Genomic DNA, 14,841 nt, shown 5'->3' with positions numbered 1-14,841 from the left:
CGCGCGCGGCGCCTGGCGGAAGTCGTTTACTGCGGCTCGACGCCGGCGGCCTTGAGGATGCGTCCGTATTCGGCGGAGTCCTTGCGGATCGCTTCGGCCATGTCCTGCGGCGTGCCGCCGGCCGGGTCCAGCGCGATGTCGGCGAACTGCTTGCCCATGTCGCCCTGCAGGGCCTTGTTCAGTTCGGCGTTGACGCGGTCGACGATCGCCTTCGGCGTGCCCGCCGGGGCGACCATGCCGATCCAGGTGACCGAATCGAAGCCGGGGATGCCGGCTTCGGCCACGGTGGGCACGTTGGGCAGCAGGGGCGAGCGCCGGGTGCTGGTGATCGCCACCGCGCGCAGTTGCTGCTTGCTGTCGCGGGCGTAGGGCAGCGCGGTCGGCGAGGTCTCGAACATGGCCTGGATCTGGCCGCCCAGCAGGTCGTTGAGGGCCGGCGCGCCGCCCTTGTACGGCACGTGCAGCACGTTGACGCCGGTCATCGTCGAGAACTGGCGCGCCGCGATGTCCTGGCCGGTGCCCACGCCCGCGTTGCCCACGGTGACCTTGCCCGGCTGGGCCTTGGCCAGGGCGATCAGTTCCGGCACCGTCTTGGCCGGCACCGAGGGATGCACCAGCAGGATGTGCGGCTGGATCACCAGCCGGATCACCGGCGCGAAGTCCTTCTGCGTGTCGAAGCCGGTGCGCTTGTAGAGGAACTGGTTGGCCGCCAGCACGCCGGAGCTGGTGATGAAGAAGGTGTTGCCGTCGGCCGGCGAACGGGCGGCGGCTTCGGCGCCGATGTTGCCCGAGGCGCCCGCACGGTTGTCCACCACCACCGGCTGGCCCAGGGTTTCGCTCAGGCGCTTGCCCACCGCGCGCGCCACCATGTCCACGCTGCCGCCCGCGGGGAAGGGGACGATCAGCTTGATGGGCCCGGTGGGCCAGGTCTGGGCGGAGACGCTGCCGGCGGCCAGGAGGGCCAGGGCAAGAAGGCTGCGGCGCATGCGGTCGAAGTTCATGGGAGGCTCTCCAGTGCGTTTCGGGGAAAGAGGAGCGAAGCTCTCAGGGCTTCTGGCGGTGCTTTTCGATGGTGTCGAGGATCACCTGGGTGGAACCCATGATGTCGGGATACTTCTCGCCGGCGTCGATGCGGGCCAGCGTGCGCTTCTCGTCCTTCATCATCTGCAGGGCACGGGTGGCGCTGGCGCGGATGTCTTCCGCGGGCAGCACCAGGATGCCGTTCTCGTCGGCCAGGATTGCGTCGCCGGGGGTCACGGCCACGCCGCCGCAGGTCACGGGCACGCAGAACTCGCCGCCCAGGCCCAGCGTCTTCACCGTGACGGCGGAGGTGCCGCGCGACCACACGGGCACGCCATAGGCGCGCAGCTCGCCGAGGTCGGTGACCAGGCCGTCGACGACGATGCCGGCGACCCCGGCGGCCCGCGCCGCATAGGCGACGGCGCCGCCGATGGTGGCGATGGCTTCGTCGCCGCAGCGGTCGATCACCAGGATGTCGCCCGGCCGGGCCTGGCCCACCGCGTAATGGACCATGGCGCCGTCCATGCCCGGCGCGCGCACGGTCACCGCGGTGCCGGCGACGCGCCGATCCTGGAAGTGCGCCCGGATCGCCGGGGTCATGAAGCCGGTGTAGCGGAAGTGGCCGATCACGGCCGGTTCGGCCTGGACCAGCAGGTCCAGGAGTTCGCGGTCGACTTGCTTCGGAAGGGGATTCAGGACGTACATGGAGCGGCAACCCAAAGAGGACTGGAGGCCAATGTAGCCAGCGATGTCTCCCAAGAAAAACGAGATATTTGGAAGCGACTTGATAAGATTTCCGGATCTTGCGGATTACCCTGAGACAGATCGAAGCCTTCTACTGGACCGCCAAGCTGGGCAGCATCCACGCAGCGGCCGGGCACCTGAACTTCAGCCAGCCGGCGGTGTCTTCGCGGATCAAGGAGCTGGAGAGCGTCCTGAACGTGGCGCTGTTCACCCGCCGCAACCAGCGGGTGCAGCTGACCGCCGAGGGCCGCAACGCGGTGCCGCATGCCGAACGCCTGCTGAACGCGTCGCAGGAATTCGAACGGCTGGGCCGCGCCGGGCCGGCGCTGGAGGGCGTGCTGCGCCTCGGCTCGGACGAATCGACGGCCATGGTGGCGCTGTCGGAAATCCTGAGCCGGCTGAAGCGCCGCCACCCGAAGCTGGTGGTGGAGCTGAGCATCGACATCGGCGCGGTGCTGAAGGAAAAGCTGCGCAAGCGCGAGATCGACATGGCCTTGCACACCAACGCGGGCGCCGCCTCGCACGTCATCGACGAGCTCCTCGGCTGGGTCGACTTCCAGTGGGTCGCTTCGCGCGAGCTCGACATCCCGGCAGGGGACTTCACCCCCGAGCTGGCGACCCAGCTGCCGATCGTCACCAACGCGCCGCCCTCGACGCTCAATGCGCTGGTGCAGAAATGGCTGCGCAGCGGCGGCTTCGAGTTGGAAGGCATGAACTCCTCGAACTCGCTGCAGCTGATGTTGCGGCTGGTGCGCGCCGGCCACGCGATCGCCGTGCTGCCGATGCCGGTGGTGCGCGAGCCCGTGGCCACGGGCGAGCTGCGACTGCTGCCGGCGCGCCCGGCGATCCCGCAGGTCGCCTACTACGCCTCCTACGTGCAGAACGAGGCCGGCGGCACGCCCATCGTCGTGGACATCGCCAAGGAGGTGCTGCAGGCCGAGCGCTTCTTCGTCCGGGTGCCGGAGCCGGTGCCGGTGCCGCGCCCCGTGTGAGCGGCATCAATGGCCCCTGCTTCTTGCATCAATGCCGGCCGCGGTGCGGCTAGCATTGCGCCCATCCCTGCAAGGAGGCCTCGATGCTGACGCTCTACATCGGCAACAAGAACTATTCGTCCTGGTCGATGCGCCCGTGGGTGCTGATGAAGCAGGCCGGGCTGCCGTTCGAGGAACGCAAGCTGCGCTTCGACGACATGGAAGCCGCCTCGCCGTTCAAGCAGGCGGTGCTCAAGATCAACCCCGCGGGCCGCGTGCCGGTACTCGACGACGACGGCTTCGTGGTCTGGGATTCGCTCGCCATCGCGGAGTACCTGGCGGAGAAATTCCCCGACCGCGCGCTGTGGCCGCGCGACCCGCAGGCGCGGGCCCGGGCGCGCAGCGTGTGCGCCGAGATGCATTCGGGCTTCACCGCCCTGCGCAGCCACTGCGGCATGAACATCGAGGCCTCGCTGGCCGAGGTCGGCCAGCGGGTCTGGAAGGAGCAGGCGGAGGTGAGAACCGACGTCGAACGCATCGTGCAGATGTGGACCGGGCTGCTGGCGCAATCCGGCGGGCCCCTGCTGTTCGGCGAGTTCAGCGTCGCCGATGCCTTCTACGCGCCGGTGTGCATGCGTTTGCGCACCTACGCGCTGCCGGTGCCGGCGCAGGTCCAGGCGTACGTGGAGCGCGTGTGCGCCCTGCCCGCGGTCAAGGCCTGGATCGAGGACGCGCTGTCGGAACACGACTTCGTGCCCTTCGACGAGCCGTACCGCAAGCACCGCTAGCTCCCTCTCCCGCTAAACTGCCCCCATGCGAACCTTCCGCGTGGGCGGCGCGGTGCGCGACGCCCTGCTCGGGCTTGCGGTGAACGATACCGACTGGGTGGTCGTCGGCGCCACGCCCGAGGACATGATCCAGGCCGGCTACCTGCCCGTGGGCAAGGACTTCCCGGTGTTCCTGCATCCCCGGACCCGGGAGGAGCACGCGCTGGCGCGCACCGAACGCAAGACCGGCCGCGGCTACCACGGCTTCGCGTTCCACGCCTCGCCCGACGTGACCCTGGAACAGGACCTGGCGCGCCGCGACCTCACCATCAACGCCATCGCCCAGGCCCCCGACGGCTCGCTGATCGACCCCTTCGGCGGGCAGCGCGACCTCAAGGCGCGCGTGCTGCGCCACGTGACCGACGCCTTCCGCGAGGACCCGGTGCGGATCCTGCGCGTGGCGCGCTTCGCCGCGCGCTTCCACGATTTCAGCCTCGCGCCCGAGACGCTGGAGCTGATGCGCGCGATGGTCGCCGAGGGCGAGGCCGACCACCTGGTGCCGGAGCGCGTCTGGCAGGAGCTGGCCCGCGGCCTGCAGGAAGGCCGGCCCTCGCGCATGTTCGAGATCCTGCGCGCCTGCGGGGCGCTCGCGCGCATCCTGCCGGAGGTCGACCGCCTCTGGGGCGTGCCGCAGCGCGCCGACTACCACCCCGAGGTCGACACCGGCGTGCACAACATGATGGTGCTGGACATGGCCGCGCGGCTGCAGGCGCCGCTGCCGGTGCGTTTCGCCTGCCTCACGCACGACCTGGGCAAGGGCACGACCCCGGAGGAGATCCTGCCCAGGCACATCGGCCACGAGCAGCGCAGCGCGGACCTGCTGAAGGCGCTGTGCAAGCGCTTGCGCGTGCCCAACGAGTCCCGTGAGCTCGCCGACGTGGTCGCGCGCGAGCACGGCAACATCCACCGCAGCGCCGGGTGCGGGCCCGCGGCGCTGGTCCGCCTGCTGGAACGCTGCGATGCCTTCCGCAAGCCGCAGCGTTTCGGGCAGGTGCTGCTCGCCTGCGAGTGCGATGCGCGCGGGCGGCTGGGGATGGAGGAGCAGCCCTATCCGCAGCGGGACCGGCTGCTGGCCGCGCTGGAGGCGGCGCGCGCGGTGGACACGGCCGCCCTGGCGGCGCAGGCGCGCGACAAGGGCTTGCAGGGCGAGCAGATCGGCGAGCGCATCCAGCAGGCGCGCGCGCAGGCCGTCGCCGCCTCGCTTCAGACCAGCAGCGCGAGCGCCGCGTAGTCGCCGACGCGCCCGGCGAGGCCGGCAGGCACCAGTTCGCAGCCGTTGGTGAGCGCGGGCAGCTTGCCCGCCAGTTGCGCCTGCAGGCGCGGCAGGAGGTACGCCTGGTGGTTCAGGAACACGCTGCCGCCCAGGCTGATGCGCTGCAGGTCCAGGATCACCGTGATGTTGTAGAGGGCGCGGCCCATGATCCGGCAGGTTTCGTCCACCGTCGCGACCGCCGCCGGATCGCCGGCGTGGACCCGCTGCATCAGCGTGGCCGCATCGGCGCCGAAGCGGCGCGCCACTGCGTTGCCGGCCACCAGTGCCTCGAGGTCGCCGATGTTGCCGCAGCCGCACAGCGCATCGTCGTTGTCGCTGACGAACATGTGGCCGCCGTGGCCGGCGTTGCCGTTCTTGCCGCGCAGCACGCGCCCGTCCACGCACAGGCCCATGCCCACGCCGGTGCTCCAGGTGACGTAGGCGCAGTTCTCGTAGCCCTGCAGGGCGCCCCAGCGGCGCTCCGCTTCCAGCGCGGCCACGGCGTCGTTCTCCACGCGCACGCCCTCGGTGAAGCGGTGGCGCAGCGGCGCCTCCAGCGTGGCCGTCAGCCAGTCGTTGGGCAGCCCTCGCGCCGGGCCTGCAATGCCGCCGCAGATGTTGGGGCTCGCGAGTTCGACCAGGCCGGCGTTCAGCACGAAGGGCCCGGCCGAGGACACGCCGACCCGCTGCACGTGCGAGGCATTCACGCCCACGTCGGCGCAGGCCTGGTCCACCATGCGCATCACCTGCTGCGCGACGACATCGTTGCGGCCGGTCTTCGCCGTCGGCTCGGCGCGCTTGCCGACCAGGTCGAGGCCGGCGCCGTCGTTGAGGCTGACCGCGATCTTGGTGCCGCCGATGTCGACGCAGGCTTTCATGGCTTCAGAGGTACTTGGCGATCACCGCCGCCACCATGCTGAGCAGGATGGTGGAGGTGAGCGGGATGAACACCTCGCGGCCGAACAGCTTGAAGCGCAAGTCGCCCGGCAGCTTGCCGAAGCCCAGTTTCAGCAGCCCCGGCGAGAACCAGCTGATCAGCAGCAGCGCGAGGAAGACGACGAGGATCCAGCGAATCATGTTTGTGGAGGCTGGGCGACAGAGAAACGGGCCTGCGTTGGGCCTGCAAGGGGCTGGATGCTAGGCGCGGGAACGGGTCAAGCCTGGCCGGCTTGACCCGTTCCTGCAACGACGCAGCTGGCCCCTTGCAGGCCCAACCCTTCGGGCCGGGGCCTGGGAGCCCGGCATGCGTTGTTGCACGCTCCTAGTGTACGCAAAGTACACGGCGATCGCGTGCGCCTAGCCTGCCGGGCTCCCAGGCCCCGGCGCAGGCCCGTTTCTCTGTCGCCCAGCCTCCTAGTTTGCCCGCAATCTCAGAGCGTGTGGGTGCGGTCGCCCTGGCGGAAGCCCAGTGCATCCCAGAACGGCCCGCGGTGCAGCGCGATCACCTTGAACAGCTCGCCCATCTCGTGCTCGGCCACCAGGCGCTGGGCGGCGATGCGTTCGGCCTGCGTCGCGTCCTGCAGCAGGTCGGCGATGCCGGCGTTCAGGAGGAAGCGGCCCTGCGTCGCATAACCCAGCGTGGGCAGGCCGGCCTCCTGCGCGGCCAGCGCGATGCCGGTGAAGTCGACGTGGGCGGTGATGTCCTTCTCGCCCGGGGTCTCCAGCGGATCCGGGTCGGCCATGTGCCCGCGGTGGCACATCAGCGTCCCCATGTGGCGCTGCGGGTGGTAGTACTCGGCCTCGGGAAAGCCGTAGTCGATGAAGAAGGCCGCGCCCGCGACCAGCCGCTCCGCCAGCGTGCGGATGAAAGCCTGGGCCTGCGGGTGGATCTCGGTCAGGTAATCCTGCGGGCCTGCGGGCTCCACCGGCGGACGCAGCTCCGTCGCGCGATCGTCCCAGGCGAGGCGGTCCTCCGCGAGGACCACGCCGCGCTCGTGCCACACGCCCCCCTTGCGCGAGAGCAGCTTCACCGGCATCGCGTCGAGGACCTCGTTGCCGACCACCACGCCCTCGATGGTGGCGGGCAGTTCGCTCGCCCACTGCACGCGGCCGGCCCAGGGCTGCAGCGCCTCCTGCTGCCGCTCGCGCAGGCTGGCGGAGAGTTCCACGATGGTGTAGCGGCGCACGCGTTCGCCCAGGGCCTGCAGCAGCTCGCGCGCCAGCGCGCCCGAACCCGCGCCGAACTCCCAGATCTCCTGGGTCCCCGTCCGCTCCATCGCCTCGGCCAGCTGCGCGGCCAGCGCGCGCCCGAAGAAGGGGCTCATCTCGGGCGCGGTCACGAAGTCGCTGCCGGACCCCGGCAGGGAGCCGAACTTGCGCGAGGTGTTGGCGTAGTAGCCCAGTCCAGGCGCGTAGAGCGCCAGCGCCATGTAGCGGTCGAAGGGCAGCCAGCCACCGGCGCGGGCCACCTGCTCCGCCACCAGCTTGCGCAGCGCGGTCGTTACACTCGATCCATGTTGGTTCACCGCCCCATTGTCCCGCAATGAGCGCCGGCGCCGCCCGCACCGTGCTCGTCACCGGCGCCGGCCGCCGCCTCGGCCGCGCGATCGCCCTGGACCTCGCCGCCGCCGGCTGGCAGGTGGCGATCCACTACCGCGACTCGGAACACGCCGCGCAGCAGACGGTGGAAGAGTGCCGGCGCCATGCGCCCGCCGAAGCCTTCCAGGCGGAGCTCTCCGACGAGACCCACCCGCGCGAACTGTTCGACCAGGTCCTGGAGCGCTTCGGCCGGGTGGATGCGGTCGTCAACAACGCGTCGCAGTTCCAGCACGACAACGCCGAGACCTTCGGCCACGCCAGCATGCTGAATCACCTGGCGATCAACACGGTGGCACCCATCCTGCTGGCGCAGTGCCTGTCGGCGCACGTGGGCGTCCGCGGCGGCACGGGGGTGGTGGTGAACCTGCTGGACCAGAAGCTGTGGAACCTCAATCCCGACTTCTTCAGCTATACCCTGTCCAAGGCGGCACTGCAGGCCGCCACGACGATGCTCGCGCAGGCGCTCGCGCCGAAGCTGCGCGTGGTGGGCGTGGCGCCCGGCCTCACGCTCACCAGCCACATGCTGTCGCAGGCGAGGTTCGAGGAGCTGCACAAGCTCTCCCCGATCGGCCGCTCCTCCACGCCGGACGACGTGGCGCACGCGGTGCGCTTCGCGCTGGACAACGGCTCGATCACCGGCGCCACCCTGCTGGTCGACGGCGGCCAGCACCTGATGAAATTCGACCGCGATTTTTCGCTGATGCCATGAGCAAGGCCGGCACCCAGATTCTGACGCTCGAAGGACTGCGCTTCGACGCCAACCTCGGCATCCTCGAGCACGAGAAGTCGGCGCCCCAGCCCATCCTGGTGGACGCCGAACTGAACCTCGGCACGCAGCCCCTGCTGCCGTCCGACGACGACATCACCCACGTGCTGGACTACCGCAAGGTCCGCCGCATCATCATCGAGGAGTGCACCGCGGTGCACGTGAACCTGCTGGAGACGCTGATCGGCAAGCTGGCGCACCGCCTGATGCAGCTGCCCGGCGTGCTGGGCGTACGCGTGCGCATCGTGAAGCTGGAGATCTTCGACGACTGCGAAGTGGCGATCCGGGTCGAGACCGGCCACTGGTGATCGCTGCCGCCCGGCGGGCGACGGCGATCAGCCGGCGGCGATGCGTGGGCCCCTCACGCCGGGGCGACGGTGCCCTTGGCGGCCCTCTTCCTGCGCGGCCGCTGCGGGACGGCGACATCACTGCACTTGCACGTGACGGTGCCGTCGATGGCACCCGCTCCCTGGTTCGCAGGCACGAAGCGCATCTCGGTGCTCCGGATGTCCCAGGTGAAGCTGCGGCGGGCGGGGGCGGTCCTGGCGCGTACGGTGCTCATGGGCTTCCTTTCAGGTGAAGGGGTGGACGAAGGAGGAGTCGGACCGGCGCCCGAGCCGGGGCACGGCGGCGCGGAACGCGGCGAGCCCGGCCGGCTGCAGCCCGTGCTGGAACCAGATCGGGATCAGGCCGGCGACGAAGGCGCGGACCACCCGCAGCGGCGTGCGGCCCTGGTCCAGCGCGGCCCCGGGCGGGGTGAGCTCGAAGGCCAGCAGGCTGCGGCCCTCCGCGTGCAGGCGCGACTGCAGCGCCGCCCAGTCAGGGCAGCAGCCCTTGGCGGCGGCGCCAAAGGACAGCGTGGCCGGCCCGGCGGCATAGAAGTCCGCGCGGCGGAAGAAGCGTGGCGTCTGCCAGAAGCGGCACTGCGCGTCGATGGACTGCACCTCGCGGGCGCTGGCGATCGGCGCAGCGGGCACGGCGCAGGCCTGCGCGACGCGGCCCTCGGCTTCGTCCAATGCCTTGTGCAGCGCAGCCTTCGGGTCGAAGTCCGCCGCGGCCGTGATCGCGGTGAAGGCGGGTTCGTCCCGCTGCACGAACACCGAAATCACCGGAACCCAGTCGCCGCCGACCCGCGCCAGCGCGACCCGGTAGCCGGCCGCCCGCAGCGACGCGACCCGGAGGCGCGCGCCGGAAGGCAGGCTCCCCTCGGCCAAAAGCGGCGCGCTGGTTCCCGCGAGCCAGGCGCGCAGGTAGGCATCCCGCTCCACCAGTTCGAGCGTGGCGCGGCATAGCGCGCCATCGGCATCGGTCCAGGCGGCGACGCCAGAGGTGCTGCTGTTGGTCACGGCATGCCGGCGCGCCGCAACCGGCAGGGATTGCAGCCGGTGCAGGCACTCGGCCGGCAGGTGCACCGTGCGTCCGCTCGCGGCCTCGGTGCCGGCGCGCCACAGGTAGCTGCGCCGGTTCGAAAACGGCGCCAGCGGGAAGGCCGGACGGGCGTGCTGCCGCTGCGAATAGGCGACGAAGGCGCGCGGGTCCAACGCCCCGTCGAGGTCTGCCTGCCGCCCCGACACGCAAGGCCCCGGCGTGGCCCAGCCCAGGCGCTCCCACGCTTCGGCCTCGGCCTTGCGCAGCGCCAGCTTCGGATCGGAGGACCGGCCGGCGCCGAGCACCGGTGAGTCCGCCACCGAGCCGGTCGCCAGGAAGGCGAAACCGGCCTGCCGCCCCGGCGGGGCGGGTGCGGGGAAGGCCGGGGCCGGCGAGACCTCGAACAGGAGATCGCGTTTCTGCGCGGCCACTTCCGCCTCGCCGGGACGCGCGCCGACGACCAGCGAAGGCATGACCAGCCAAGGCGGCGCGGCCCCCGCCCCGGGCGCCGCGCGCAGCGTGCCGGCGAGCGAAGCCAGGGCCGCCCCCGTCGCCGTGTCGCCGCGGACGATCGCCGCCGCGCCGAGCGCCGCGGCCATCAACTGGGCGTTCTGCAGCGACTGGCCGGCTTCCACGTGCGCGAAGACGGTGGCCCGGTTGCCGTACTTGCGGGCCGGCACGCCGATGTCGTAGACGGGCAGGAGTAGCGCGGACGCGAACCGCAGCACGCGCGGATCGAGCAGGATGCGCCACGCATCCTGCCAGGCGGCGTGCACGGGCTCCAGGGCGGCCCCGCCTTCCACATGGAAGCGCGCTTCGTACACGCCCGCCGGGGTGGCCTGCGTCCCGGCTTCCCCCGGCAACTCGCGCAGCAGGTAGGCGAACCAGCGCGCGCTGTGCAGGTTGCCGCCCGAAGCGACGGTGCGGTGCCAGCCCACCGCCGCCTCGGCCGCGGGACGCGTCACGCCATGCGCGGCCCAGGCCAGCGCGCGCAGTGCGCTCGCGGCGAGCGGCGCGTCGGCGAACGTGCGATGGCTCTCCCGCGCGCGCAGCAAGTCGCCGAGCCGGCTGGCGGCCGGCGTGGTCGCGGTCTCGCCGCCGGCCCCGGGCAGCAGGCGGCCTCGTGCCCTGCCGGCGAGGCGGGGCAACTCCCGCGCGGTGGCGGCCTGGGGGTAGACAGAGGGGACCTGTCCGATCTCGGACCAGCGCGCGAGGGCCTCGCCCGCTTCGACGATCGCGCCCTGCGCGGACAGCCCGGACAGGAACTGCCGCACCGAATGCGACGCCCAGTGCTGCCCTAGCCGCGCCATCACCTGTTCCCAGCGCCGGCGGCCGTCGCACAAGTCCAGGACCTCGCCCAGCAGCGCGCCGGGTGCGGTGACGGTCAGCGTCTTGCGCGGCAGGCGACAGACGAGCGTGTCCTCGCGCACGCTCCAGTGCCCGAAGGCGAAGGGATACGCGACCCGACCCGCGGGTGCGGGGCCCTGCGGCGCGTCTGCGGGCGTGATCGCCTGCGCCCGACTCCTCATGTTTGTCCCTCGGGTGTCGTGATGGCGACGATGCTAGGGGGCGCGACCGCGCCGGCATTCCTGCAATGAGAGGAGGTGGCAGCCGCAGGCCGAGGCCTTGCGACGTTTCACACAGGCACGCCAGTGAAGCCGCTCCGGATCCGGACCCTTAAGAAAACCCTAAGCGCCCCGGCGAATCATCCGCACCACCCAAGCAGTTGCCAACGACGATGAACCGCTTCCTCTCCTTCCTCTCCGTCATGCTGCTGGTGGGCGGCGCCACATGCGCGCAGGCCGCCAGTCCAGCCGACCTGGCCGCGGGTTACGCGGCACAGGCCGGCACCCCGCCCGCCGCCGCGCGCGGCGAGCAGTTCTTCACTTCGCGCCACGGCCGCGACTGGAGCTGCGCCTCCTGCCACGGCACGCCGCCGACGCAAGGCGGCAAGCATGCCGCGACCGGCAAGGCGATCGGCGCGCTGGCGCCCGCCTTCAACCCGGATCGCTTCACCGACGCCGCCAAGACGGAGAAATGGTTCCGCCGCAACTGCAACGACGTGGTGGGCCGCGAGTGCACCGCCGGCGAGAAGGCCGACGTGCTCGCCTGGCTGCTCACACTGAAGAAGTGAGGTTGCCCGTGCGTTCCCCGGTGACCCTCGCCCTCGCCCTGCTCGCGGCACCGCTGGCCCACGCCGGCGACCGCCCCGCCGTGCCACTGCTGCCGCACTACGCGCAGGAGTGCGCGTCCTGCCACATCGCCTACCCGCCGGGCGCCCTGCCGGCCGCATCCTGGCTGCACCTGATGCAGAACCTGCCGCGGCACTTCGGCACCGACGCCTCGGTCGACCCGGCGACGCTGAAGCAGCTCTCGGCCTGGCTGGAGGCCAACGCCGGAACCTGGAAGCGCGTGTCCGAGGCGCCGCCGCAGGACCGCATCACCCAGGCGGCGTGGTTCCAGCGCAAGCATCACGAAGTGCCCTCCGCGAGCTGGAAGCTGGCCGCGGTCAGGAGTCCGTCCAACTGCGCCGCCTGCCATCCGCGGGCCGAACAAGGAGATTTCGATGAACACGGTGTCCGCCTCCCCCGCTGAGCCTGGCGCGCGCACCCTGGTCTGGGACGCCCCCGTGCGGGTGTTCCACTGGCTGCTGGCCGCGTGCTTCGCCGTCGCCTGGCTCACGTCCGAAAGCGAGCGCTGGCAGCTGGTGCACGTCACCGCGGGCTACACGATGGCGGGGCTGGTCGCCTTCCGCGTCCTGTGGGGCCTGGTCGGCACGCGCCACGCGCGCTTCACCGACTTCGTGCGCGGCCCCTGGGCGGCCGTGGACTACCTCGTCTCGCTGGCCGAGCGCCAGCCGCAGCACCATGCGGGCCACAACCCGGCCGGCGGGCTCGCCATCGTGGCGCTGCTCGCGCTGGCTGCGCTCACCACCGGCGCCGGCTGGGCCAGCTACCACGAGCTGGGCGGCCACTGGCTGCAGGAAGCGCACGAGGTCCTCGCCAGCATCATGCTGACCGTGGTGGTGGTGCACGTGGCCGCGGTGATCCTGGGCAGCGTGCTGCACAAGGAGAACCTCGTGGCCTCGATGATCCACGGCAGGAGGCAGGTGCCCGCGCGCGAGGGCATCCGCCGGCCGTGGCGCGTCCTCGCGGCCCTGCTGCTGACGGGCGTGCTCGCGTTCTGGTGGCTGCAGTGGCAGTCGGCGCCGGTCTCCGAGCAGCCCGTCCCCCTCACGCGGCACGAGCGGCACCGGCACTGAGCGCATGCGCATCCTGCTGGCCGAGGACGATCCGCTGCTGGGCGAGGGCCTGCAATCGGGGCTGCGCCAGCTCGGGTTCCAGGTCGACTGGGTGCGCAGCGGCGACGCCGCGGAGCGCGAGCTGCGCGCCGGGGTGCATGCGGCGGCGGTGCTGGACCTGGGCCTGCCGCGCCGCGACGGCCTCGACGTGCTCGCCTCCGTGCGCGCCCACGGGATCGCGCTCCCGGTACTGGTGCTCACGGCGCGCGACGCGATCCCCGATCGCATCCGCGGGCTGGACGCCGGCGCCGACGACTACGTGCTCAAGCCGATCGACCTGCACGAGCTCGCCGCGCGGCTGCGGGCGCTGGTGCGGCGCGCACACGGCCAGCCGCGGGAAGTGCTGCGGGCGCAGGACGTGGAGCTCGACCCGGCCGCGCGCACCGTGCGCCAGGGCGGCCGGGTGCTGCGGCTGCAGACGCGCGAGTTCGACCTGCTGCACGCGCTGATGCTCAGCGCCGGCCGCGTGCTCACCCGCGAACAGCTGGAACAGCACCTTTACAGCTGGGGCCGCGAGGTGGAGAGCAACGCGGTGGAGGTGCACATCCACCACCTGCGCCGCAAGCTGGGAAGCACCCTGATCCGGACCGTGCGCGGCGTGGGCTACATCCTGCTGCGCGAGGCGCCGCCATGCTGAAGGGCCCGTCGCTGCGCGCCCGCCTCCTGCGCCTGGTGCTGGGGACTTCGCTGGCGGTGTGGCTCGTCGCGGCGCTCATCACCTGGAACGACGCGCGCCACGAGCTCGACGAACTGCTCGATGGCCACCTCGCGCAGGCCGCCGCCCTGCTGGTGGCGCAGCAGGTGCGCGAGTTCGGCGGCCGCGACGAGAAGATCGATGCCCCCACCCTGCATCGCTACGGCCCCCGCGTGACCTTCCAGGTCTTCCACGAGGGGCGGCTGGCGCTGCGCTCCGCCAATGCCCCCGACGAGCCCATGGTGGGCGACGGCACCGCCGCCTACGGCATCCACACCGTCTCCATCGCGAATCGCCACTGGCGCGTCTTCGCCACCCGCGGCGCGGAGCACGACGTGCAGGTGTTCGTGGGCGAGCAGACCGCCTCGCGCAACGCCATCCTGCGGGCGGTGCTGCGCAGCACCCTCTGGCCAGTGCTGGTGGCCCTGCCGCTGCTGGCGGTGGCGGGCTGGTGGGCGGTGTCCCGCGGCGTGCGGCCCCTGCGCGCCCTCGGTGAAACGCTGGCGCGCCGGCCGGCGGACGACCTGCGCCCCGTCCCGTCCGCCCAAGCACCCGCCGAGATGCGTCCGCTGCTCGAAGCGCTCAACGGCCTGTTCGGGCGCATCGTGCAGTTGCTGGAACGCGAGCGCCGCTTCACCGGCGACGCGGCGCACGAGCTGCGCACGCCCATCGCCGCGATCCGCGCGCAGGCGCAGGTGGCGCTGGGCGCGGCGGCCGAACCGCAACGGCGCCAGGCGCTGGAACACACGCTGGCTGGCTGCGACCGCGCCGCGCGCGTGGTGGAGCAGTTGCTGATGCTCTCGCGGCTGGAGGCGGAGGTGCCGCAGCCGTCCGACCTGGTGAACCTCGCGGCCGTCGTCCAGTCCGTCATGGCCGACCTGGCCGTAGCGGCGATCGCGAAGGAGCAGGCGGTCGGCCTCACCGCCGGCCCCCGGACGGCCGTCGCCGGCGACGAGACGCTGCTGGCCGCCCTGTGCCGCAACCTCGTCGACAACGCGATCCGCTACAGCCCGCCGGGCGCGCGCGTGGAGGTCCGGGTCGAGGAGGCCGGCGGCCGCGTGCTGCTGGTCGTGGAGGACAGCGGCCCCGGCCTGGCGCCGGAGGACCTCGCCCGGCTCGGCGAGCGCTTCTTCCGGGTCGCGGGCGCGGGGGCTGCCGGCAGCGGCCTCGGCTGGTCGATCGTCCAGCGGATCGCGGCCGTGCACGGCGCCCAGCTGCGGGTGCAGGACTCGCCGCGGCTGGGCGGTTTGCGGGTGGAAACCGCCTTTCCGGGCGCCCGGGAGCCTGGGCGGCAGGGAAATGGGCCTGCGCCGGGGCCTGGGAGCCTGCCAGCCTAGGCGTGGGCGACGCCGTGTGGTCG

The 14,841-nt window shown here is 72.0% G+C and carries 17 protein-coding genes; 10 read left to right on the top strand and 7 right to left on the bottom strand.

What is annotated here, in order from left to right:
- Positions 1–26 precede the first annotated feature (26 nt).
- Entirely contained in the window at positions 27–1,001 is a 975-nt protein-coding gene (locus tag JJ685_RS17640; RefSeq protein WP_236599091.1) for a Bug family tripartite tricarboxylate transporter substrate binding protein, read from the bottom strand.
- 43 nt (positions 1,002–1,044) lie between these two features.
- The gene (locus JJ685_RS17635) at positions 1,045–1,725 is read right to left on the bottom strand and encodes an RraA family protein (RefSeq protein WP_201675631.1); all 681 of its coding nucleotides are present in this window, start codon (positions 1,723–1,725) and stop codon (positions 1,045–1,047) included.
- A gap of 98 nt (positions 1,726–1,823) precedes the next feature.
- On the opposite strand from JJ685_RS17635, the gene JJ685_RS17630 reads away from it, so the two are divergent.
- From JJ685_RS17630 to JJ685_RS17620, 3 genes are all read left to right on the top strand, one after another.
- On the top strand, positions 1,824–2,756 hold the full coding sequence (locus tag JJ685_RS17630) for a LysR family transcriptional regulator (RefSeq protein ID WP_201675630.1): 933 nt from the start codon (positions 1,824–1,826) through the stop codon (positions 2,754–2,756).
- A gap of 83 nt (positions 2,757–2,839) precedes the next feature.
- Complete coding sequence (locus tag JJ685_RS17625) at positions 2,840–3,523, top strand: glutathione S-transferase family protein (protein ID WP_201675629.1); 684 nt, start codon at positions 2,840–2,842, stop codon at positions 3,521–3,523.
- A gap of 25 nt (positions 3,524–3,548) precedes the next feature.
- On the top strand, positions 3,549–4,793 hold the full coding sequence (locus tag JJ685_RS17620) for a multifunctional CCA addition/repair protein (protein ID WP_201675628.1): 1,245 nt from the start codon (positions 3,549–3,551) through the stop codon (positions 4,791–4,793).
- On the opposite strand, the gene JJ685_RS17615 is transcribed toward JJ685_RS17620, so the two are convergent.
- The 3 genes from JJ685_RS17615 to JJ685_RS17605 all read right to left on the bottom strand — a co-directional run bounded on the left by JJ685_RS17615 (position 4,766) and on the right by JJ685_RS17605 (position 7,297).
- Positions 4,766–5,692, bottom strand: a complete 927-nt coding sequence (locus JJ685_RS17615) for an ROK family protein (protein ID WP_201675627.1) — start codon at positions 5,690–5,692, stop codon at positions 4,766–4,768. The two genes, JJ685_RS17620 and JJ685_RS17615, sit on opposite strands and share 28 nt — an antisense overlap.
- A 4-nt stretch (positions 5,693–5,696) precedes the next feature.
- Positions 5,697–5,891, bottom strand: a complete 195-nt coding sequence (locus JJ685_RS17610; protein ID WP_201675626.1) for a DUF2905 domain-containing protein — start codon at positions 5,889–5,891, stop codon at positions 5,697–5,699.
- Between the two features lie 293 nt (positions 5,892–6,184).
- Positions 6,185–7,297: a class I SAM-dependent methyltransferase gene (locus JJ685_RS17605; protein WP_408015476.1), complete on the bottom strand. Its 1,113-nt coding sequence runs from the start codon at positions 7,295–7,297 to the stop codon at positions 6,185–6,187.
- Here JJ685_RS17605 and JJ685_RS17600 point away from each other — a divergent pair.
- Positions 7,297–8,061 (top strand): SDR family oxidoreductase, encoded by a 765-nt coding sequence (locus JJ685_RS17600; RefSeq protein WP_201675625.1) that lies wholly within the window; start codon positions 7,297–7,299, stop codon positions 8,059–8,061. The two genes, JJ685_RS17605 and JJ685_RS17600, sit on opposite strands and share 1 nt — an antisense overlap.
- Positions 8,058–8,426, top strand: coding sequence for a dihydroneopterin aldolase (locus JJ685_RS17595; protein WP_201675624.1), 369 nt, complete (start codon positions 8,058–8,060; stop codon positions 8,424–8,426). Before JJ685_RS17600 ends, JJ685_RS17595 begins: the two co-directional genes overlap by 4 nt.
- 53 nt (positions 8,427–8,479) lie before the next feature.
- Here the strand turns inward: JJ685_RS17595 and JJ685_RS17590 are convergent, their stop codons facing one another.
- Together JJ685_RS17590 and JJ685_RS17585 are read right to left on the bottom strand one after the other, a co-directional pair.
- Entirely contained in the window at positions 8,480–8,680 is a 201-nt protein-coding gene (locus tag JJ685_RS17590) for a hypothetical protein (protein ID WP_201675623.1), read from the bottom strand.
- Between the two features lie 10 nt (positions 8,681–8,690).
- Complete coding sequence (locus JJ685_RS17585; RefSeq protein WP_201675622.1) at positions 8,691–11,015, bottom strand: YcaO-like family protein; 2,325 nt, start codon at positions 11,013–11,015, stop codon at positions 8,691–8,693.
- A gap of 239 nt (positions 11,016–11,254) precedes the next feature.
- Between JJ685_RS17585 and JJ685_RS17580 the strand changes: the two genes are divergently transcribed.
- From JJ685_RS17580 to JJ685_RS17560, 5 genes are read left to right on the top strand one after another with little or no spacing between them, the layout of a single operon-like run.
- Complete coding sequence (locus JJ685_RS17580; protein ID WP_408015481.1) at positions 11,255–11,620, top strand: DUF1924 domain-containing protein; 366 nt, start codon at positions 11,255–11,257, stop codon at positions 11,618–11,620.
- 8 nt (positions 11,621–11,628) lie between these two features.
- Entirely contained in the window at positions 11,629–12,081 is a 453-nt protein-coding gene (locus tag JJ685_RS17575; protein ID WP_330901802.1) for a diheme cytochrome c, read from the top strand.
- Positions 12,053–12,748, top strand: a complete 696-nt coding sequence (locus JJ685_RS17570) for a cytochrome b/b6 domain-containing protein (RefSeq protein WP_201675619.1) — start codon at positions 12,053–12,055, stop codon at positions 12,746–12,748. Before JJ685_RS17575 ends, JJ685_RS17570 begins: the two co-directional genes overlap by 29 nt.
- A gap of 4 nt (positions 12,749–12,752) precedes the next feature.
- Entirely contained in the window at positions 12,753–13,424 is a 672-nt protein-coding gene (locus tag JJ685_RS17565; RefSeq protein WP_201675618.1) for a response regulator, read from the top strand.
- On the top strand, positions 13,418–14,818 hold the full coding sequence (locus JJ685_RS17560) for an ATP-binding protein (RefSeq protein WP_201675617.1): 1,401 nt from the start codon (positions 13,418–13,420) through the stop codon (positions 14,816–14,818). The genes JJ685_RS17565 and JJ685_RS17560 overlap by 7 nt, the downstream gene beginning before the upstream one ends.
- Positions 14,819–14,841 lie beyond the last annotated feature (23 nt).

Source organism: Ramlibacter monticola (assembly GCF_016722785.1).
Taxonomy (GTDB): Bacteria; Pseudomonadota; Gammaproteobacteria; order Burkholderiales; family Burkholderiaceae_C; genus Ramlibacter; species Ramlibacter monticola.
This window is presented reverse-complemented; position numbering and strand designations above follow the sequence as displayed.